The organism is Mycobacterium lentiflavum (assembly GCF_022374895.2).
GTDB lineage: Bacteria > Actinomycetota > Actinomycetes > Mycobacteriales > Mycobacteriaceae > Mycobacterium > Mycobacterium lentiflavum.
Map to the genome: position 1 here is coordinate 1961655 of NZ_CP092423.2, position 18791 is coordinate 1980445.

The 18791-nt window shown below is 68.2% G+C and carries 20 protein-coding genes; 13 read left to right on the forward strand and 7 right to left on the reverse strand.

Translation table 11 applies throughout. The features are described from left to right. Positions 1-36: 36 nt before the first annotated feature. Both MJO58_RS09365 and MJO58_RS09370 read right to left on the reverse strand, forming a co-directional pair. Positions 37-483: a ferritin-like domain-containing protein gene (locus MJO58_RS09365; protein ID WP_090601232.1), complete on the reverse strand. Its 447-nt coding sequence runs from the start codon at positions 481-483 to the stop codon at positions 37-39. After that, positions 480-1022, reverse strand: coding sequence for a hypothetical protein (locus MJO58_RS09370; protein WP_217493115.1), 543 nt, complete (start codon positions 1020-1022; stop codon positions 480-482). Before MJO58_RS09370 ends, MJO58_RS09365 begins: the two co-directional genes overlap by 4 nt. Before the next feature lie 201 nt (positions 1023-1223). Between MJO58_RS09370 and rimP the strand changes: the two genes are divergently transcribed. The 6 genes from rimP (at position 1224) to MJO58_RS09400 (ending at position 7606) form a co-directional block, all read left to right on the forward strand. Continuing rightward, complete coding sequence (gene rimP, locus MJO58_RS09375) at positions 1224-1757, forward strand: ribosome maturation factor RimP (RefSeq protein WP_090601233.1); 534 nt, start codon at positions 1224-1226, stop codon at positions 1755-1757. Then, positions 1754-2809 carry a transcription termination factor NusA gene (gene nusA / locus MJO58_RS09380; protein WP_239722668.1) on the forward strand — a complete coding sequence of 352 codons (1056 nt, stop codon included), beginning with the start codon at positions 1754-1756 and terminating at the stop codon, positions 2807-2809. Before rimP ends, nusA begins: the two co-directional genes overlap by 4 nt. A gap of 186 nt (positions 2810-2995) precedes the next feature. Then, positions 2996-3244: a YlxR family protein gene (locus MJO58_RS09385; protein WP_420845417.1), complete on the forward strand. Its 249-nt coding sequence runs from the start codon at positions 2996-2998 to the stop codon at positions 3242-3244. A gap of 63 nt (positions 3245-3307) precedes the next feature. Next, a complete protein-coding gene (infB, locus tag MJO58_RS09390; RefSeq protein ID WP_239722669.1) occupies positions 3308-6145 on the forward strand; it encodes a translation initiation factor IF-2 in 2838 nt (945 codons plus the stop codon). Next, the gene (rbfA, locus tag MJO58_RS09395) at positions 6145-6621 is read left to right on the forward strand and encodes a 30S ribosome-binding factor RbfA (protein ID WP_090601236.1); all 477 of its coding nucleotides are present in this window, start codon (positions 6145-6147) and stop codon (positions 6619-6621) included. Before infB ends, rbfA begins: the two co-directional genes overlap by 1 nt. Next, a complete protein-coding gene (locus MJO58_RS09400) occupies positions 6596-7606 on the forward strand; it encodes a DHH family phosphoesterase (RefSeq protein ID WP_239722670.1) in 1011 nt (336 codons plus the stop codon). The genes rbfA and MJO58_RS09400 overlap by 26 nt, the downstream gene beginning before the upstream one ends. On the opposite strand, the gene MJO58_RS09405 is transcribed toward MJO58_RS09400, so the two are convergent. Both MJO58_RS09405 and MJO58_RS09410 read right to left on the reverse strand, forming a co-directional pair. Continuing rightward, positions 7603-8184: a hypothetical protein gene (locus MJO58_RS09405; protein ID WP_239722671.1), complete on the reverse strand. Its 582-nt coding sequence runs from the start codon at positions 8182-8184 to the stop codon at positions 7603-7605. The two genes, MJO58_RS09400 and MJO58_RS09405, sit on opposite strands and share 4 nt — an antisense overlap. Positions 8185-8381: 197 nt before the next feature. Then, positions 8382-9134, reverse strand: coding sequence for an enoyl-CoA hydratase (locus MJO58_RS09410; RefSeq protein WP_239722672.1), 753 nt, complete (start codon positions 9132-9134; stop codon positions 8382-8384). Between the two features lie 43 nt (positions 9135-9177). Here MJO58_RS09410 and MJO58_RS09415 point away from each other — a divergent pair, with 43 nt between their 5' ends. Both MJO58_RS09415 and MJO58_RS09420 read left to right on the forward strand, forming a co-directional pair. Beyond that, positions 9178-9447 carry a DUF2277 domain-containing protein gene (locus MJO58_RS09415; protein ID WP_239722673.1) on the forward strand — a complete coding sequence of 90 codons (270 nt, stop codon included), beginning with the start codon at positions 9178-9180 and terminating at the stop codon, positions 9445-9447. Positions 9448-9454: 7 nt separating this feature from the next. Continuing rightward, the gene (locus MJO58_RS09420) at positions 9455-10027 is read left to right on the forward strand and encodes a DUF1802 family protein (protein ID WP_239722674.1); all 573 of its coding nucleotides are present in this window, start codon (positions 9455-9457) and stop codon (positions 10025-10027) included. Here the strand turns inward: MJO58_RS09420 and MJO58_RS09425 are convergent. Then, entirely contained in the window at positions 9986-11701 is a 1716-nt protein-coding gene (locus MJO58_RS09425) for a CocE/NonD family hydrolase (RefSeq protein WP_239722675.1), read from the reverse strand. The genes MJO58_RS09420 and MJO58_RS09425 overlap by 42 nt on opposite strands. A gap of 95 nt (positions 11702-11796) precedes the next feature. Beyond that, complete coding sequence (locus MJO58_RS09430) at positions 11797-12375, reverse strand: DUF3558 domain-containing protein (RefSeq protein ID WP_239722676.1); 579 nt, start codon at positions 12373-12375, stop codon at positions 11797-11799. A gap of 171 nt (positions 12376-12546) precedes the next feature. Here MJO58_RS09430 and pptH point away from each other — a divergent pair, with 171 nt between their 5' ends. Genes pptH through truB form a run of 3 tightly spaced genes read left to right on the forward strand, consistent with a single transcriptional unit; the run spans position 12547 to position 15118 of the window. Further along, on the forward strand, positions 12547-13536 hold the full coding sequence (pptH, locus tag MJO58_RS09435; RefSeq protein WP_239722677.1) for an ACP phosphodiesterase PptH: 990 nt from the start codon (positions 12547-12549) through the stop codon (positions 13534-13536). Then, a complete protein-coding gene (gene pptT, locus MJO58_RS09440; RefSeq protein WP_239722678.1) occupies positions 13533-14213 on the forward strand; it encodes a 4'-phosphopantetheinyl transferase PptT in 681 nt (226 codons plus the stop codon). Before pptH ends, pptT begins: the two co-directional genes overlap by 4 nt. Further along, a complete protein-coding gene (gene truB, locus MJO58_RS09445) occupies positions 14210-15118 on the forward strand; it encodes a tRNA pseudouridine(55) synthase TruB (protein ID WP_239722679.1) in 909 nt (302 codons plus the stop codon). Before pptT ends, truB begins: the two co-directional genes overlap by 4 nt. 157 nt (positions 15119-15275) lie before the next feature. Here truB and MJO58_RS09450 read toward each other — a convergent pair whose 3' ends face one another. Further along, complete coding sequence (locus MJO58_RS09450; protein ID WP_239722680.1) at positions 15276-16076, reverse strand: SHOCT domain-containing protein; 801 nt, start codon at positions 16074-16076, stop codon at positions 15276-15278. Positions 16077-16264: 188 nt separating this feature from the next. Between MJO58_RS09450 and MJO58_RS09455 the strand changes: the two genes are divergently transcribed. Together MJO58_RS09455 and MJO58_RS09460 are read left to right on the forward strand one after the other, a co-directional pair. Further along, on the forward strand, positions 16265-17455 hold the full coding sequence (locus MJO58_RS09455) for a lipid-transfer protein (RefSeq protein WP_239723208.1): 1191 nt from the start codon (positions 16265-16267) through the stop codon (positions 17453-17455). A gap of 37 nt (positions 17456-17492) precedes the next feature. Next, the gene (locus MJO58_RS09460) at positions 17493-18752 is read left to right on the forward strand and encodes an acyl-CoA dehydrogenase family protein (RefSeq protein WP_239722681.1); all 1260 of its coding nucleotides are present in this window, start codon (positions 17493-17495) and stop codon (positions 18750-18752) included. The last annotated feature ends 39 nt before the right edge of the window (positions 18753-18791 follow it).

The window sequence follows — 18791 nt, forward strand, 5'->3', positions numbered from 1 at the left end:
TGTGGTGGCGACCCGCCGCGCTCGCGATCGCCACGGTTATTCGTTGCCGCCCGGGAAACTGCTCGTGATCGGCCAGGCGCCCAGGATGCGGCTCCATCGGGCGCTCAGCACCGCGCTCTGGGTCAGGGCCGTCGAGGCGAACGCACGGTCGTCGGCGGTCTCCGCGTGCTCGGTGACCGCGCGCCACGCCGTCGCGCCGTCGTTTTCCATCCGCACCGCCAGGCGAGCCGCGTCGGCCGGACTGCCCACCAGCAGCGGCAGCTGATAGCCCGCGGCGGCGGATGGCGGGGTGACCTTGCGGGCGGCCAGCATGGCGATCACGTCGTCGCGACGCTGGCGGTGTTGCAGCAGCGCCTCCACCACCAGGTTGTTGACGCTGGGTGGCGAGAGCGCGGACACGATGCCGTAGCCGTAGATCGTCGAGTGCTCGACGGCCAGCGCGTCGCACAGCGCCTGGTTGTCGGCGTCTTTGCCCGAGGTCATATCGACGGCCCTCCGGGCACCAGCGCAACCAGGTAGGACGCCGTGCACGACGCGGCGATCGACGCGAGCAGCCCGGCCCGGTAGCCGGACTCGGCCGACACCAGCCGGGCGGCGTTGTCGGCCGAGGACTTCAGCGCATTGATCACGTCGGACACCGGGGGTGGCGGCGGCGGTGGCCCCGCCGGCGCGGCCGGACTCGGGCCGGCGCCGGTGGTCTCGCTGGTGGAGGCGCTGAGCTTGCCGGCCGCCCGGGCGATCTCGGTGGACAGTGCGCGGGCGTGCGCGGCGCGCTGGTTGGCCACCACCGACAGCGCGGCCGCGATCTGCGGCGCGACGCCGACGGCCGCGGCGGCGGCACCGGCGAGCGCGCTGTCGTGTCTGGCCTGGTCTAACGGACCCAACAATTGTTCGACCGCCGGGGGTTTCGGCGGGGACTCACCGCAGGCGGATACGACCACCCCGAGCGCAGCAAGCGCGGCACCCCCGGCGAGCACACCCCGCCTGCTGGTGACGGGTACAGCGCTAGGCACGCCCAACATCCTGCCATTGGGCGACGGCCGGGCATTCCGCCAGGACCTCGACCTACGCGATCACCTCGTGATACGCGATTCCTGGCGTATCGTTGGTAGCCGGTTCTCGCGGAACCCGCAGCGGTTCCATCGGGACGCCGGAGCCGTCCGAAGACGAGTGGGCGGCGACATCAGCCAGATGACCGGACAACTCAAGATGAGGAGCTCGCCGTGACCACCGGGCTACCGTCGCAGACGCAGGTGATCGAGCTACTCGGTGGAGAGTTCGCGCGCGCCGGCTATGAAATCGAAGACGTGGTCATCGATGCCCGGGTGCGCCCGCCCCGAATTACGGTGATTGCCGACGGCGACACCGCTCTGGACTTGGACACCGTCGCGACCCTGTCACGGTCGGCATCGGCTTTGCTGGACGGGCTGGACGGCATCGGCGACAGCTATGTGCTCGAGGTCTCCTCGCCCGGTGTGGACCGTCCACTCACCAACGAGAAACACTTCCGCCGCGCGCGTGGCCGCAAGGTCGAGCTGGAGCTGGCGGACGGATCGCAATTGACCGGCCGGGTGGGACAGAGCCGCGCGGACGCGGTGGCGCTGGTGGTCCGCGACGGCCGCGACTGGGCGGTGCGCGAGATCCCGCTCGCCGAGATCGCGAAAGCGGTTGTCCAGGTTGAGTTTTCGTCGCCATCACAAGCCGAGCTGGATTTGGCGGGTGTCGGTGAGGCCGACAGGACGGAGGCCGGAGCATGAATATCGACATGGGCGCGTTGCACGCGATCGAGGTGGACCGGGGGATCTCGGTCAACGAACTGCTCGAGACGATCAAGTCGGCGTTGCTGACCGCCTACCGGCACACCCAGGGCCACCAGAACGATGCGCGGATCGAGATCGACCGCAAGACCGGCGTCGTGAAGGTGATGGCCCGCGAGGTCGACGAGGACGGCAACGTCATCAGTGAATGGGACGACACCCCAGAGGGTTTCGGGCGCATCGCGGCTACCACGGCGCGCCAGGTGATGCTGCAGCGCTTCCGCGACGCCGAGAACGAGCGCACCTACGGCGAGTTCTCCACCCGCGAGGGCGAGATCGTCGCCGGCGTGATTCAGCGTGACAGCCGGGCGAACGCCCGTGGTCTGGTCGTCGTGCGGATGGGCAGCGAAACCAAGGCCTCCGAGGGCGTCATCCCGGCGGCCGAACAGGTCCCCGGCGAAAGCTACGAGCACGGCAACCGGGTGCGCTGCTACGTGGTCGGCGTGACGCGGGGTTCGCGCGAGCCGCTGATCACGTTGTCGCGCACCCACCCCAATCTGGTCCGTAAGTTGTTCTCGCTGGAGGTGCCCGAGATCGCCGACGGCTCGGTGGAGATCGTGGCCGTGGCGCGCGAGGCGGGCCACCGCTCCAAGATCGCGGTCGCGTCCCGGGTGCCCGGCCTGAACGCCAAGGGCGCGTGCATCGGTCCGATGGGGCAGCGGGTACGCAACGTGATGAGCGAGCTGTCTGGGGAGAAGATCGACATCATCGACTACGACGAGGACCCGGCCCGGTTCGTCGCCAACGCGTTGTCGCCGGCCAAGGTGGTGTCGGTGTCGGTGATCGACCAGACCGCCCGCGCCGCCCGCGTGGTGGTGCCCGACTTCCAGTTGTCCCTCGCCATCGGCAAGGAAGGGCAGAACGCGCGGTTGGCCGCCCGGCTCACGGGATGGCGTATCGACATCCGCGGCGATTCCCCCGCCGCTTCCGCGGGGCCGTCGGAAGATCAGCCGGAACACGGCGCCAGCCAACCGATGGCCCACGATCACTAACGATCGGGCGCGCAGGTTACGGTGCGGTTGCGGGTGGTTCTGACCATCGGTTCCGTGACGCTAGACTGAGCCGTGATCCAGCGCGAGCCTTCGGCCTCGGCGCGCACACACACGGGCGGACCCGTGCGAACGTGTGTCGGGTGCCGGAAGCGAGAGTTGGCCGTCCAATTGCTCCGCGTGGTGGCGGTGTCCAACGGGAACGGCGCATACGCCGTAATCGTTGACACGGCGACTCGCCTGCCGGGGCGGGGTGCGTGGCTGCATCCCGTACCGCGGTGTGCAGCCGAAGCGATCCGGCGGCGGGCTTTCACCAAAGCGCTGCGCATCGACCGTCCACCGGACACATCCGCGTTGGTCGAGTACTTAGACGTACTCGACTCACCCGGCAACAGAACAGGTAGCGAAGAACATGAGCACACCGTGAAGTCCCGATGACCATGCGTCATAGCTAAACCCGAGGCGCGGCCCGCTGCTGTCGCCTCATAGACAGGAGATGTAGTGGCAGGTAAGGCCCGCGTACACGAGTTGGCTAAGGAACTCGGTGTCACCAGCAAGGAAGTTCTCGCCCGACTGAATGAACAGGGCGAATTCGTCAAATCCGCATCGTCGACCGTAGAAGCGCCGGTGGCGCGGCGGCTGCGCGAGTCGTTCGGTGGCGGCAAGCCGTCGGCCGGCGCCAAGAGCGCCCCGAAGGCCCCGGACCGCTCGCTCGACAAGGCACTGGACCGGGCGATTCAGAAGCCCTCCGGAAACGGTGCGGCGGCGGCTGCTCCGGCGAAGCCCGCTGAGACAGCGGCTGCCCCGGCCGCCAAGCCCGCACCGGCGGCTGCCCCGGCTTCGGGGACCGAAACGTCCGCGGCGCCGACGCCTGCGCCGCGACGGCCCGCGCCGCCGCCCGCGCGTCCCTCGGCGCCGTCGCCCGGGCAGCCGAAACCGCCGTCGCCCGGCGGCCAGGCGCCCAGCCAGCAGCCGCCGTCGCCCGGTGCGACGCCCGGCCCGCGGCCCGGCCCGATCCCGAAGCCGGCGGCCCGTACCCCGCGCGTCGGCAACAACCCGTTCTCCTCGGCGCAGCCCGTCGACCGGCCCATTCCGCGTCCGCAGGCGCCGCGCCCGGGTGCGCCCCGGCCCGGCGCACCGCGCCCCGGCGGCGGTGCGTCGCCCGGCAGCATGCCGCCGCGTCCCGGTGGGGGTAGCGGTGGCACCGGCGGTGGGTTCCGTGGCCCGCGGCCCGGTGGCGGCGCCCGTCCCGGCGGTGGCCGGCCCGGTGGTCCCGGCGGCGGCCGCGACGGCGGTGGCGGCGGCAACTACCGCGGCGGCGGCGGTGGCGTCGGTGCCGCGCCCGGCGGTGGCGGCGGTTTCCAAGGTCGTCCCGGCGGCGGAGGCCCCGGCGGCGGTGGCCGTCCCGGCCAGCGCGGTGGTGCGGCCGGTGCGTTCGGCCGACCCGGTGGCGCGCCCCGGCGCGGCCGCAAGTCGAAGCGGGCGAAGCGCGCCGAGTACGAGAACATGCAGGCCCCGGTCGTCGGTGGGGTGCGGTTGCCGCACGGCAACGGCGAGACCATCCGGCTGGCCCGCGGCGCGTCGCTGAGCGACTTCGCCGACAAGATCAACGCCAACCCGGCTTCGCTGGTGCAGGCGCTGTTCAACCTCGGCGAGATGGTCACCGCGACCCAGTCGGTCGGAGACGAGACACTCGAGCTGCTGGGCAGCGAGATGAACTACGTCGTCCAGGTGGTCAGTCCCGAGGACGAAGACCGTGAGCTGCTGGAGTCGTTCGACCTCACCTACGGCGAGGACGAGGGTGGCGAGGACGATCTGCAGACCCGTCCGCCGGTGGTGACCGTCATGGGTCACGTCGACCACGGTAAAACCCGACTGCTGGACACCATTCGAAACGCCAGCGTCCGGGAGGGTGAGGCCGGTGGCATCACCCAGCACATCGGCGCCTACCAGGTTCCGGTCGACTTCGAGGGCACCGAGCGGCTGATCACCTTCATCGACACCCCGGGTCACGAGGCGTTCACCGCCATGCGTGCCCGTGGTGCCAAGGCCACCGACATCGCGATCCTGGTGGTCGCCGCCGACGACGGCGTGATGCCGCAGACGGTGGAGGCGATCAACCACGCGCAGGCGGCCGACGTGCCGATTGTGGTGGCGGTCAACAAGATTGACAAGGAAGGCGCCGACCCGGCCAAGATCCGTGGCCAGCTCACCGAATACGGTTTGGTGGCAGAGGATTTCGGTGGCGACACGATGTTCGTCGACATCTCGGCCAAGCAGGGCACCAACATCGAGGCGCTGGAAGAAGCGGTGCTGCTGACCGCCGATGCCGCCTTGGACCTGCGCGCCAACCCCGACATGGAAGCCCAGGGTGTGGCGATCGAGGCGCACCTGGACCGCGGTCGCGGACCCGTTGCCACCGTGCTGATCCAGCGCGGCACGCTGCGGGTCGGTGACTCGATCGTCGCCGGCGACGCCTACGGCCGCGTTCGGCGGATGGTCGACGAGCACGGCGAGGACGTCCACGAGGCGCTGCCGTCGCGGCCGGTGCAGGTCATCGGCTTCACGTCGGTGCCCGGCGCCGGCGACAACCTGCTGGTCGTCGACGAGGACCGCATCGCCCGCCAGATCGCCGACCGGCGCAGCGCCCGCAAGCGCAACGCCCTCGCGGCGCGTTCGCGCAAGCGGATCAGCCTGGAGGACCTGGACTCGGCGCTGAAGGAAACCAGCCAGCTGAACCTGATCCTCAAGGGCGACAACGCCGGTACCGTCGAGGCGCTCGAAGAGGCCCTGATGGGAATCGAGATCGACGACGAGGTGGAACTGCGCGTCATCGACCGCGGCGTCGGTGGCATCACCGAGACCAACGTCAACCTGGCGTCGGCCTCGGACGCGGTGATCATCGGCTTCAACGTGCGTGCCGAGGGCAAGGCGACCGAGCTGGCCAACCGTGAAGGCGTGGACATCCGCTACTACTCGGTGATCTACCAGGCCATCGACGAGATCGAGAAGGCCCTGCGCGGCATGCTCAAGCCGATCTTCGAGGAGAACCAGCTGGGCCGCGCGGAGATCCGCGCGATCTTCCGGTCCTCGAAGGTCGGTGTCATCGCCGGCTGCCTGATCACCTCCGGCATCGTGCGGCGCAACGCCAAGGCCCGGTTGTTGCGCGACAACATCGTGGTCGCCGACAACCTGACGATCTCGTCGCTGCGCCGCGAGAAGGACGACGTGACCGAGGTTCGCGAGGGCTTCGAATGCGGTATGACGCTGACCTATTCGGACATCAAGGAAGGCGACGTCATCGAATCCTTCGAGCTCGTCGAGAAGGAGCGCGCCTGATGGCGGACCCGGCACGGGCGCGCCGGCTGGCCAAGAGGATCAACACCATCGTCGCCTCGGCGATCGAATTCGAGATCAAGGATCCGAGACTGGATGGCGTGACGATCGTCGACACCAAGGTGACCGCCGACCTGCACGACGCGACGGTGTTCTACACCGTGTTGGGACCCACGCTGGACGACGAGCCCGACTACGAGGGGGCCGCTGCCGCGCTGGACCGGGCCAAGGGAACGTTGCGCACCATGGTCGGTGCGGGTACCGGCGTGCGCTTCACTCCCACGCTGACGTTCAGCCGGGACACCACCACCGACACCGTGGCGCGGATGGATGAGCTGCTGGCGCGCGCCCGTGCGGCCGACGCCGACGTGGCGCGGGTTCGGGTGGGAGCCAAGCCGGCCGGGGAGGCCGATCCCTACCGTGAGAGTGGGGCAGCGGACGCTGAGGACCGCGGTGACGACCATCGACCCGAAGACTGAGCTGGACCGCGCCCCGGTCGCGGGGGCGCGGGTAGACGCGGTCGGTGCCGCCGAGTTGCTTTCGGCGGCAACGGCAATCGCGGTGATTTGCCACGTCCATCCCGACGCCGACACAATCGGCGCGGGGCTGGCACTGGCCACGGTGCTCGACCGAAGCGACAAACACGTCGAGGTCAGCTTTGCCGCGCCGGCCACGCTGCCGGAGTCGCTGCGTTCGCTGCCCGGGTGCCAGCTGCTGGTGAGCCCGGACACGATGCGCCGGGACGTCGATTTGGTTGTGACGGTGGATGTTCCGAGCCGCAAGAGGCTCGGCGCGCTCGGCGACGCGTTCGCCCCGGACCAGCCGCTGCTGGTGATCGATCACCATGCCTCCAACGAGATGTTCGGTACCGCGAATTACGTTGACTCGTCTGCGGATTCGACGACGCTGTTGGTGGCCGAACTGTTCGACGCCTGGGGCAAGCCGATCGACCGCGACGTCGCGCACTGCATCTACGCCGGGCTGACCACCGACACCGGCTCGTTCCGCTGGGCCAGTGCCCGCGCGTTCCGGCTGGCCGCGCGGCTGGTCGAGCTCGGTGTGGACAACGCCAAGATCAGCCGGACGCTGATGGACACTCACCCGTTCGTGTGGCTGCCGCTGTTGTCGCGGGTGCTCGGCTCGGCGCAACTGGTGCCGGACGCGGTCGAGGGGCGTGGGTTGGTGTATGCGGTCGTCGACAACCAGGACTGGACCAATTCACGTCCGGAGGAAGTCGAGAGCATCGTCGACATTGTGCGCACCACGCAGCAGGCCGAGGTCGCCGCGGTGTTCAAAGAGGTTGACCCGCAACAGTGGTCGGTGTCGATGCGGGCCAAGGCCGAGGTGGACTTAGCCGCCGTTGCGTCGGTGTTCGGTGGCGGTGGCCACCGGCTCGCCGCCGGCTATTCGACCTCCGGCTCGATCGACGAGGTGGTGGCCTCGCTGCGGACGGCGCTGGGCTAGAACGCCCAGCTTCCCACCGATTGCAGGACGAATCCGTGGTCCCCGCTGGTGGTGTCCAGACAGGCGATCATGTTGTCAGCGCCCACCGCGCAGGTGACGTTGAGATAGGACAATTTCTGCCCGGCGGCCAATGCCTTACCGGCATAGGGCAATGCGGCCGGGTTGCCGCCACATCCGCCGTAGGTCATCCGGCTCAATTCGTAGCCGGGTCCCTTGAAATTGACCGAGCCCTGCACGCAGTCGCCCGGTCTCGGGTGGCCGCCGCCGGGAAAGAGAACGTCGTCTATTCCGGGCACTTCGCCATTGCACTTGATGTCTTGTGAGGGTTGCGGCGCGGGTGCCGGGCCGCCGTAGAAGTCACACACCACCGAGTTCGGCGCCGAGAAGATTATCCGGGGTGCGTTTCCGGGCAACGATGTGGAGACATATCCGTCGGCCGGGACCGCGGTGAATCCGTCGAGATTGGGAAATCGCGGCGGCGGCAGGGCGGCCGCGTGCTGTCCGGACGCGATCGCCGACGCGATGACCAGGGCCGAGACGCCGAGAACCCGCGTGGTGAGGTCGACGATCATGCGCATCGATTCCTCCTGCAGTGCCGAATTGTTTCGGGTCGTTTGTTGGGATCGTATTGGCTATTGGGGCGCCTGGCGATCAAAAGTTTCGCCGCACAGGCCAACGGCATATAAAGCGAAATTGTGGGCGATCACCGGATCGAAGGCGGGTCAATTCCATTTGCCCGGCAATTACGCCGTCGCGATGATTGCGCATACCGCCACTACCGCACCTGAGCCCGTCCGCGTTGCAGCACGGCCTCCCGGTTGGCGGCGATATCGGCGCCGGTGGTGCGAAATTGCCTGGCCGCCATGGCTTCCAGCCACAGGCCCGCGCTGGTCTGCGACTCGTCGATGCGGTGGTAGGAGGCCAGCAATGCGCGCACCGCGTCCTGGTTGTTGCCGACGATCGACGCGGCCACCTGGCGTGCCGTGGGCAGCAGCCGGTCGTGTGGCACCACCTCGGTGGCCAGGCCGGCGCGCAGTGCGTCGGCGGCGGACAGGTAGTCGCCGGTCATGCTCATCCGCCGGGCCAAACCCACGCCCACCTTTTGGGGCAGCCGAACGGACAGGCCCCAGGTCGGCAGCAGGCCCACCCGGGCGTGCGTGTCGGCGAAGCGGGCCTGCTCCGACGCGATCACGATGTCGCAGTACAGCACCAGCTCCAGCCCGCCGGTGACCGCGGCTCCGTTGATCGCGCCGATCACCGGCTTGGTCATCGATGGCCATCGCGGCGAGATGTCGGGCAGTGCGGTCGAATCGCCCAGCTCTTTGAGATCCAGCCCGGCGCAGAACACCGGATCGGCTCCGGTGAGGATCACGACGTCGACGTCGTCATCGGTTTCGGCCGCGGTCAGCGCCCCGAAGAACCGATCCCGCAGCGCCGCGGACAGCGCATTGCGCGACTGCGGCCGGTTCAGGGTCAGGGTGCGCACCCGCTCGTCGGTGGAGATCAGCAGGATGTCGTCGTCGCTCATGGCATCACCGTAGAGGGTCGCTCGCTGCGCCTATCGTGGAGGGATGTGCCGAAACATCACCGAACTGCGCGGGTTGCAGCCGTCGGCCACGGCTGACGAGATAGCCGCGGCGGCGCGTCAGTATGTGCGCAAAGTCAGCGGCATCACGCGCCCATCGGCCGCCAACGTCGAGGCGTTCGAGGCCGCGGTCGCCGAGGTCACGCAGACGACGACGCGCTTGCTGGAGTCGCTGCCGCCGCGGCGCCAGCCGCCCAAGACGGTCCCGCCGTTGCGTCGACCCGAGGTCGTCGCCCGCCTCGCCGCATCCAAATGATGCTGAAATGACGCTCACCGCAACGACGCCCGCGCTCAAGGAGTGGAGCGCGGCCGTGCACGCATTGCTGCACGGCCGCCAGTATGTGCTGTTGCGCAAGGGCGGCATCGCAGAGAAGCGGTTCGACGTCGCATCTTCGGAGTTCTTGCTGTTCCCGACGGTTGCGCACAGCCACGCCGAGCGGGTGCGGCCCGAACATCGAGACCTGCTGGCCGCCGCGGCGACCGACAGTACCGAGGATCAGCTGGTGATCCGCGCGGCGGCGAAAGTGGTTGCGGCACTGGAGGTTAACCGGCCAGAGCAGCTGCCGGAGATCGAGGATTTGCACATCTGGACCGCCGAGTCGGTGCGTGCCGACCGGCTCGATTTCCGGCCCAAGCACAAACTTGCCGCACTGGTGGTGTCGGTGAGCCCGCTCGTCGAGCCGATCCGCCTGACCCGCACTCCCGAGTACGGCGGCTGCACCAGCTGGGTGCAGCTGCCCGCGCGGCCCGCCTTTGCGGCGCCGGTGCAGGACCCCGTTCATGACCGAGCCGTGCTAGCCGACGTCGCCGCCCGGGTTCGCGACGCCGTTGGCTGACAGGTCGAGCGGGCCGATCGGAAGCAGCAGCCGCGAGCGCCCGTAGGCGATGCTGTGGGTAGCCGGTTTGAGATGGCGCGCCGTCAGCGTCGGCTCCCCGGTCCCCGGGTTGCGTGCGTAGCGCGGCGACCAGCTGCCGGTGATGAGCAGCCGGATCCGCGAGCCGGCGCGGAAGCGGTGCGCGATCGGGTCGAGTTCGATCTTGACGGTCTTCGCCGGCGCGGACAGCCGCCGGTAGCCATCGCTGACGTTGCGCGACCGGCCCTTCGCTCCGATGTCGAAGACCTCGCTGACCCGGACGAACAGGTCGACGTTCGGGTTGTTCGAGCGGTGGGCCAGCTCGACGACCGGGTTTCCGTATACGCACAGATCGTGCAGCAGGGTCGCACTGGTGAAGGTCAGCACGTCGTCGCGCAACGCGAGGCGGCTGTCGTCGCGGTAGCCCCCGATCGGGGACAGCAGCGCACCGCCGATGGTCGGCGTCGGGTTGGCGGGGTTGTAGCGGAAGGTCGCCGGCGACAGCTTCGGCAGGTCGGTGGGCGACGTGTCGTCCAGGTAGCGGCCGGGCCGCAGGTAGAGCGCGCGCTGTGAGGTGGCGGGCGGCCAGTCCGGCAGGTTGCGCCAGCCCTGGCCGGTGACGCAAACGCGAACCCTGCCGGGGCGGCCGAGCGACGCGGTGCCGGCCAGATGGGTGTCCAGCCAGTCCAGCGTTTCGCGCAGGCTGGTGCCCAGCCCCTTGGTGAGTAGCTCGGTGTGTGTCCAGGGGCCGATCGTCAGCGCGACGTCGACGCCGCGGCGGCGCAGGCGGCCGTATTGCTGCATCGTTTGCCGCACGAAGATGTCCTGCCAGCCGCCGAGCAACAGCACCGGCACCTGCACGCGATCCAATGACGAGCTGAACCGCAGCCGCTGCCAGAACGGGTGATCCGGGTCGGGGTTCTCCACCCACGACTCGAACCAGGGCGCCCCGGCGCCCAGCATCCGACGGGCCGACGCGCCGAATGGCGCCCCGGCGACCGCCTTGGCGACCCGTCGCGGCGCCCGCGCTTGCCGGATGCCCGACACGAGACGGATCGGGTCTTCCTGATGGGCAACGAGATCGCTCCAGCCCAGAAAGTCGCTGACCGCGAACGACCCGGTGCCGTAGACCGAGTCCGCGAAGTCATGCGGGCCTGCGGTGATCACCGCCGCGGCGAGCTGAGGCGGTGGCTCCTGCAATATCGCCCATTGGGTGAATCCCAGATAGGACGGTCCGATCGTGGCGAAGCTGCCGGTGAACCACGGCTGCTCGACCAACCAGGCGACCGTGTCGGCGCCGTCGGCGGCCTCGTTGACCATCGGCTCGAACACCCCGGTGGAGCCGAACGTCCCACGCACGCTTTGCAACACCACGTGGTAGCCCCGCGCGGCATACGGCCGGGCGAACAACAGCGAGAACGGAAATCCACGCCCGTAGGGTCCACGCACCAGCACGGTGCCGGCCGGGCTGGACGTGGCCGGCGCGTAGTGATCGGCGACCAGCCGCGCCCCGTCGCGCATCGGGACTTCGACGCGGTGCACGCGGTAGCCGGTGGTGGCCGGCCGCAGACCCAGCAGCCGACCCGCGGCGTTGACGCCGGCCTCGGTCAGGCTGTGCAGCGCGGGTTCGGCGGGTCGAGTCGATGTCATGCTCACGCTCACCAGGTTAAGGCCGACCGGCAGTGGTTATTGACGCCGACGCGAATTCATTTCGGCCACAAAACATCGTGCTCAGCGGCGGGTCGGCGCGGCTAGAACTTGTAGTACCGCGTCAGATCGTTGGCCCGCTGCAGGTTGGTCGACGGGCAGTCGACCTCGGGGTTGGAGTAAACCGTCGAATAGAACAGCGCCTGCTGCAGCACGCCGTAGCTGGTCTTGAACGCCACCATGCAGGAGAAGAACCAGTAGCTGTTGTGGTAGGTCGGCTTCAGCACCCAGTACGTCGCGGCGCGGTGTCCCTGGATCGTGGTCTCCAGGGCGTCGGGGGGCAGGGACTGCTCATAGGTGCGCCAGATGATGGGCTCGACAGCCAGCTGATAGTTCCCGGCGTCGAATTGGCAGCGCAGGCCGTCCTGGGGTTCGGGCGGGGTGAACGCCAGCCCGAGCCGCTGCAGCGCGTCGAATGGGACGTCCCGGCACGGATCGAACGGGCTCGGGTCGGTGGTGGCGATGATCGGGCTCTTCATCGTGGTTTCCATCGGCTGCGCCGTCGACCGCAGATCGACGGTATGGCCGCGGCCGGCTGGGGCGGGCGGCGCACTGTGCCAGCCCAGTACGACCGCTGTCATCACCGCACCGAGCGCCCCGAGCAGGCGCACCTTGGTAAACATGACACCCCCTAGCCCTCGGCCGTCCCTTTGGCGGGGAGTTTACAAGTCACGTGCACGAGGTCACAGCCAAACCTGAACTTGTTCTAATCGGCAGCTGGCATCCACCGGAAACGGGGCCGAAAGCCGCAGCGGGACAGGGGCCGCCGCGCCGGGTCGTTAGGCTGGTTAGTCGTGGTAGGTAAAGAATCGGGGCGGGACTCGACCAATGGCGGACAGCCGACCCCCCAACCGACGCTGTGGGCGGTCTCCGACTTGCACACGGGCCACCTGGGCAATAAGCCGGTCACCGAATCGCTGCATCCGTCGTCGCCGGACGACTGGCTGATCGTCGCAGGCGACGTCGCCGAGCGCACCGACGAAATCCGCTGGGCCCTCGACCTGCTGCGACGCCGGTTCGCCAAGGTGATCTGGGTGCCGGGCAACCACGAGCTGTGGACCACCAATCGCGATCCCAACCAGGTCTTCGGCAAGGCCCGCTACGACTATCTGGTCAACATGTGCGACGAGATGGGCGTGATCACGCCGGAACATCCCTTCCCGGTGTGGACCGAACGCGGCGGCCCGGCAACGATCGTGCCGATGTTCTTGCTCTACGACTACACCTTCTTGCCCGAGGGGGCGCTGAGCAAAGCCCAAGGCCTGGAAATCGCGCGTCAGCAAAACGTGGTGGCCACCGACGAATTCCTGCTCTCCTGCGAGCCGTACCCCACCCGCGACGCGTGGTGCCGGGAGCGGGTGGACATCAGCCGAGCCCGCCTCGAGCAACTCGACTGGATGACACCGACCGTTCTGGTGAACCACTTCCCGTTGGTGCGGGACCCCTGCGACGCGTTGTTCTATCCGGAGTTCTCGCTGTGGTGCGGGACCATCAAGACCGCCGACTGGCACACCCGTTACAACGCCGTCTGCTCGGTCTACGGCCACCTGCACATCCCGCGGACCACGTGGTACGACGACGTGCGCTTCGAGGAAGTCTCGGTGGGCTACCCGCGCGAGTGGCGGCGCCGCAAGCCGTACAGCTGGCTGCGCCAGATCCTGCCCGATCCGAACTACGCGCCCGGCTACCTCAACGACTTCGGTGGTCACTTCACGATCACCCCCGAGATGAAGGCGCAGTCCGAACAGTTCCGGGAAAAGTTGCGGCAGCGACAGTCACGATGACCGCAGACATGTTGGTGTCGTCGGTGTTGCCGGCGACCTCGCAGAGGGCGATGGCGTACTCGGAGGTGTACTCCGACCCGCCCGGCTTGACCCCGCTGCCCGAAGAGGAACCGCTGATCGCCAAGTCGGTGGCCAAGCGGCGCAACGAGTTCGTCACCGTCAGGTACTGCGCGCGGATCGCGCTGGGCGAGCTGGGCCTGCCACCGGTGCCAATCCTCAAGGGCGACAAGGGCGAACCCTGCTGGCCCGCGGGCGTGGTCGGCAGCCTCACGCACTGCACGGGGTATCGCGGTGCGGTGGTGGGGCGTAGTGCCGCGGTGCGCTCGGTGGGCATCGACGCCGAGCCGCACGACGTGTTGCCCAATGGCGTGCTGGACGCGATCAGCCTGGCCGAGGAGCGTGCCGAAATTCCGCAGGCGATGCCGGATGGTCTGCATTGGGATCGAATCCTGTTCTGCGCCAAGGAAGCAACGTACAAGGCGTGGTTCCCGCTGACCAAGCGATGGCTGGGTTTCGAAGACGCCCACATCAGCTTCGAGGCCGACGGCCCGGCGGCCGGCACGTTCGTCTCGCAGATCCTGATCGATCCCGAGGCGCTGTCGGGTCCGCCGCTGACCGTGCTGCGGGGCCGCTGGTCGGTCGACCGCGAACTCGTGCTGACCGCGATCGTGCTATGACCGAAAGCCCCAGCGGTCCGGGATTGGTCGTCGTCGACAAGCCCGCCGGAATGACCAGTCACGACGTGGTGGGGCGCTGCCGCCGAATCTTTTCCACCCGGCGGGTGGGCCACGCGGGCACGTTGGACCCGATGGCCACCGGTGTGCTGGTGATCGGAGTCGATCGCGCAACCAAGATCCTCGGCCTGCTGACGGCATCGGAGAAGTCGTACGCCGCCACCATCCGCCTCGGTCAGACCACCACCACCGAGGACGCCGAAGGTGAACTGCTGCAAACCATTTCGGCCTCACATGTGACGGACCAGGCCATCGCCGATGCGATCGCCGGGCTGCGTGGCGACATCGAGCAAGTGCCGTCGGCGGTCAGCGCAATCAAGGTCGACGGCAAGCGCGCATACCAACGGGTCCGCGCGGGCGAGGCCGTCGAACTCAAGGCCCGCCCGGTGCGCATCGACCGGTTCGAGGTGTCGGCGACCCGGCGCCACGGCGACGCGATCGATCTCGACGTCGCCGTCGACTGCTCGTCGGGAACCTACATCCGCGCTCTGGCCCGCGACCTCGGCGCCGCGCTCGGGGTGGGCGGGCACCTGACGGCGTTGCGGCGCAGCCGGGTCGGGCGTTTCGAGCTGGACCAGGCGGTTACGCTCGACGACCTCGCCGAGCGGCCACGGCTGAGCTGGACGTTGGACGAGGCTTGCCTGCGGATGTTCCCGCGCCGCGTCCTGACGCCCGAGGAGGCCGAGGCGACCAGTCACGGCCGGCCGTTGTCGCCGGCCGGACTCGACGGCGTCTATGCCGCCAGCGACGACGCCGGCCGGGTGATCGCGCTGCTGCGCGACGAGGGTTCGCGGACCAGGTCGGTCGTGGTGTTGCGCCCGGCGACGATGCAGAACGGCACGCTCTGAGGAGGAGTCGGGCAATCAGACGGCGCCCGGCGACGATGCAGAACGGCACGCTCTGAGGAGGAGTCGGGCAATCAGACGGCGCCCGGCGACGATGCAGAACGGCACGCTCTGAGGAGGAGTCGGGCAATCAGACGGCGTCCCGCGACGCTGTAGCCCGTCAGAGCCGGCTGAGCAGTTCGGCCTTCTTCGTGGCGAATTCCTCGTCGGAGAGGATGCCACGCTGGTGTAACCCGGCCAGCGATTCGATGGCGGCGACGATCTCCGCCGAACCCCCGGCCGCGGCGGACGGCGGCTTGGCCGCTGGAGTCTGCGATGCCGACCGCGGCTGCGGTGGATGCTGGTACTGCGCCTGGGACTGCGTTGCAGGCGCCGCGGCATGAGTTTCGGGCGCCGGCGCGGAACCGAGGTCACGCAAACTCGACACCCCGAAGGTGCCGAGTTGGCTGGTGAAGACCACCGAGCCGGATCCGCCGCCCTGCTGCTGTTGCACACCACCGATATTGTGCTCGCCGGTATCGAAAACCCTTGTCACGCCGCCGATCTGGATTGCCAGTCGCCGGGCGCCGGGGAAGAACGCGTAGCGCACGTCGTTCTGCGCGCCCGACGAGCTCGGGACGCCGAGGTCGGCGGGCCACCAGTTGTTCGCGCCGATATCCAGCGCGGGGTGCGCCGTCGCGGGTGGGAATACCGTGGTGGTCGCCAGCAGCTGAGCCAAGTCGTTGCACAGCGCATCGACGCGGGCCTTGAGCGCGTTGTCGAACATGTTGCCGACCATCGTCATCCCGCCCCGCATCCATTGCCCGCTCCCGCCGAGCTCGGGGATGTCGAACTGAGCCATCGTGCCGCCGCCGGCGCGCAGGGCGAACAGCATGGACAGCACCGCTTCTTGGGAGAGTCCGTGGCGCTGCGCGATGTCGGCGACGGCACCGGCGGCTTCGGGGGTAACCGTTGCCTTCATGGTCATGATTCTTTCGTCGTTCGGTAGTGGTTCGAGCCTACGCAAGCCGCGGGCGCGGAGCGTGGCGCGAATCCGGGGCGGTCGTCTGCGCCCGGGGCTTCAGGCGGCCACCCCACGCGGCTAAGCTGCCGACTAGACAGGTGTCAAGAACCCAGCCCGGGCGGAAGGGGCATAAAATGTCCAGCAAGATGTCCAACAAGGTTTACGTCATCGGCGTCGGCATGACGAAGTTCGAGAAGCCGGGCCGCCGTGAGGGCTGGGACTACCCGGACATGGCGCGCGAGTCGGGAACCAACGCGCTGGCCGACGCGGGCATCGACTACAGCGAGATCGAGCAGGGCTACGTCGGCTATGTCTACGGCGAGTCGACCTCGGGGCAGCGGGCCCTCTACGAATTGGGCCTGACCGGTATTCCGATCGTCAACGTCAACAACAACTGCTCGACCGGCTCCACCGCGCTGTTCATGGCGGCGCAGGCGATTCGGGGTGGGCTGGCCGACTGCACGATCGCCCTGGGGTTCGAGAAGATGAAGCCCGGATCGCTGGCGACGACCTACGAAGACCGCACCAACCCGATGGACAAGCACGTCAAGGCGATGGCCGAGATCAGCGAGTTCGCCTTCCCGGCAGCGCCGTGGATGTTCGGCGCGGCGGGCCGCGAGCACATGGTGCAGTACGGCAGCACCGCAGAGCACTTCGCCAAGATCGGCTACAAGAACCACAAGCACTCGGTGAACAACCCGTTCGCGCAGTTCCAGGACGAGTACACCCTCGACGACATCCTGGCCGCCAAGATGATCTACGACCCGCTGACCAAGCTGCAGTGCTCGCCGACCTCGGACGGCTCGGGCGCGGCGATTCTGGCCTCGGAGGGGTTCGTCGACCGGCACGGACTGGCCGGCCAGGCGGTCGAGATCGTCGGGCAGGCCATGACCACCGACTTCAAGTCCACCTTCGACGGCAGTGCCAAGGGCCTGATCGGCTACGACATGAATGTGCAAGCAGCACAACGGGTTTACCAGCAGTCGGGGCTCGGCCCGGAAGACTTCCAGGTGATCGAGTTGCACGACTGCTTCTCGGCCAACGAGCTGCTGCTCTACGAAGCCCTCGGGCTGTGCGGTCCGGGCGAAGCGCCGAAGCTGATCGACAACGGCGACACCACCTACGGCGGGCGTTGGGTGGTCAACCCGTCCGGCGGCCTGATCTCCAAGGGCCACCCGCTGGGCGCGACCGGCCTGGCGCAGTGCGCCGAGCTGACCTGGCAGCTGCGGGGCCAGGCCGACAAGCGTCAGGTCGACAACGTCAGTGCCGCACTGCAACACAACATCGGGCTGGGTGGCGCCGCCGTCGTCACCGCATACCAGCGGGCCGAGCGCTGAGCGGCGCGGCGGGCGGGCGGACCGAGGGGGAAAAGCCGTGATCGAGTGGTCCGAGACCGATTTGATGATGCGGGATGCCGTTCGTCAGTTCGTGGACAAGGAGATCCGCCCGCATATCGACGAACTGGAAACCGGTGCGCTGTCGCCGTATCCGATCGCGCGCAAGTTCTTCAGCCAGTTCAGCCTCGACGCGATGGCAGCGGAGTCGGTCAAGAAGATGCTGGACCGTGAGCGCGCCAAGGAAAACGGTGAACCCGAGGGTGAAAAGCGCGACGGCGCCGACGATTCCGGTGGCCTGGGCGGACAGCAATCGATGGTCGCGGTGCTGGTTTCCGAGATCGCGCGGGTCAGCATCGGATTGCTGAGCACCGCATCGGTCAGCCTCGGTCTGGGCGCGGCGACGATCATGAGCCGCGGCACACTGGCCCAGAAAGAGCGCTGGCTGCCCGAGCTGATGACGATGGAAAAGATTGCGGCGTGGGCGATTACCGAGCCGGATTCCGGCTCGGACGCGTTCGGCGGCATGAAGACCTACGTCAAGCGCGACGGCGCGGACTACATCCTCAACGGGCAGAAGACATTCATCACCAACGGGCCGTACGCCGACGTGCTGGTCGTGTACGCCAAGCTCGACGAGGGCGACGCGGCCCCGGACAAGAAGGTGGACAAGCGCAACCGGCCGGTGCTGGTGTTCGTGCTCGACGCGGGAATGGAAGGCCTGACGCAGGGCAAGCCGTTCAAGAAGATGGGCATGATGTCCTCGCCGACCGGGGAGCTGTTCTTCGACAACGTGCGGCTGAGCCCGGACCGGCTGCTCGGCGAGAGCGAACAGCAGAGTGACGGCCGCGAAAGTGCGCGCGACAATTTCGCCGCCGAGCGGATCGGGATCGCGATGATGGCGCTGGGCATCATTGACGAATGTCACCGGCTCTGTGTCGATTACGCGAAGACCCGCACGCTGTGGGGCAAGAACATCGGGCAGTTCCAGCTGATCCAGCTCAAGCTGGCGAAGATGGAAATCGCCCGGATGAACGTGCAGAACATGGTGTTCATGACGATCGAGCGTCAACAGGCCGGTAAACCGCTGACGCTGGCCGAGGCGTCCGCCGTCAAGCTGTACTCCTCGGAGGCGGCCACCGAGGTGGCGATGGAGGCGGTGCAGTTGTTCGGCGGCAACGGCTATATGGCCGAGTACCGCGTCGAGCAACTGGCCCGCGACGCGAAGTCGCTGATGATCTACGCCGGCAGCAACGAGGTTCAGGTCACCCACATCGCCAAGGGTCTGCTGACCAGCTGAGCAAAATGGCGACGACCCGCCACGCTGCGCCGCGCTCGC

Bases quoted from the DNA above. Each gene is read 5' to 3' on its own strand.
- MJO58_RS09365 (WP_090601232.1), bottom strand. From the start codon at position 483: ATGACCTCGGGCAAAGACGCCGACAACCAGGCGCTGTGCGACGCGCTG.
- MJO58_RS09370 (WP_217493115.1), bottom strand. From the start codon at position 1,022: ATGTTGGGCGTGCCTAGCGCTGTACCCGTCACCAGCAGGCGGGGTGTG.
- nusA (WP_239722668.1), top strand. From the start codon at position 1,754: ATGAATATCGACATGGGCGCGTTGCACGCGATCGAGGTGGACCGGGGG.
- rbfA (WP_090601236.1), top strand. From the start codon at position 6,145: ATGGCGGACCCGGCACGGGCGCGCCGGCTGGCCAAGAGGATCAACACC.
- MJO58_RS09405 (WP_239722671.1), bottom strand. From the start codon at position 8,184: ATGCGCATGATCGTCGACCTCACCACGCGGGTTCTCGGCGTCTCGGCC.
- MJO58_RS09410 (WP_239722672.1), bottom strand. From the start codon at position 9,134: ATGAGCGACGACGACATCCTGCTGATCTCCACCGACGAGCGGGTGCGC.
- MJO58_RS09415 (WP_239722673.1), top strand. From the start codon at position 9,178: ATGTGCCGAAACATCACCGAACTGCGCGGGTTGCAGCCGTCGGCCACG.
- MJO58_RS09420 (WP_239722674.1), top strand. From the start codon at position 9,455: ATGACGCTCACCGCAACGACGCCCGCGCTCAAGGAGTGGAGCGCGGCC.
- MJO58_RS09430 (WP_239722676.1), bottom strand. From the start codon at position 12,375: ATGTTTACCAAGGTGCGCCTGCTCGGGGCGCTCGGTGCGGTGATGACA.
- pptT (WP_239722678.1), top strand. From the start codon at position 13,533: ATGACCGCAGACATGTTGGTGTCGTCGGTGTTGCCGGCGACCTCGCAG.
- truB (WP_239722679.1), top strand. From the start codon at position 14,210: ATGACCGAAAGCCCCAGCGGTCCGGGATTGGTCGTCGTCGACAAGCCC.
- MJO58_RS09450 (WP_239722680.1), bottom strand. From the start codon at position 16,076: ATGAAGGCAACGGTTACCCCCGAAGCCGCCGGTGCCGTCGCCGACATC.
- MJO58_RS09455 (WP_239723208.1), top strand. From the start codon at position 16,265: ATGTCCAACAAGGTTTACGTCATCGGCGTCGGCATGACGAAGTTCGAG.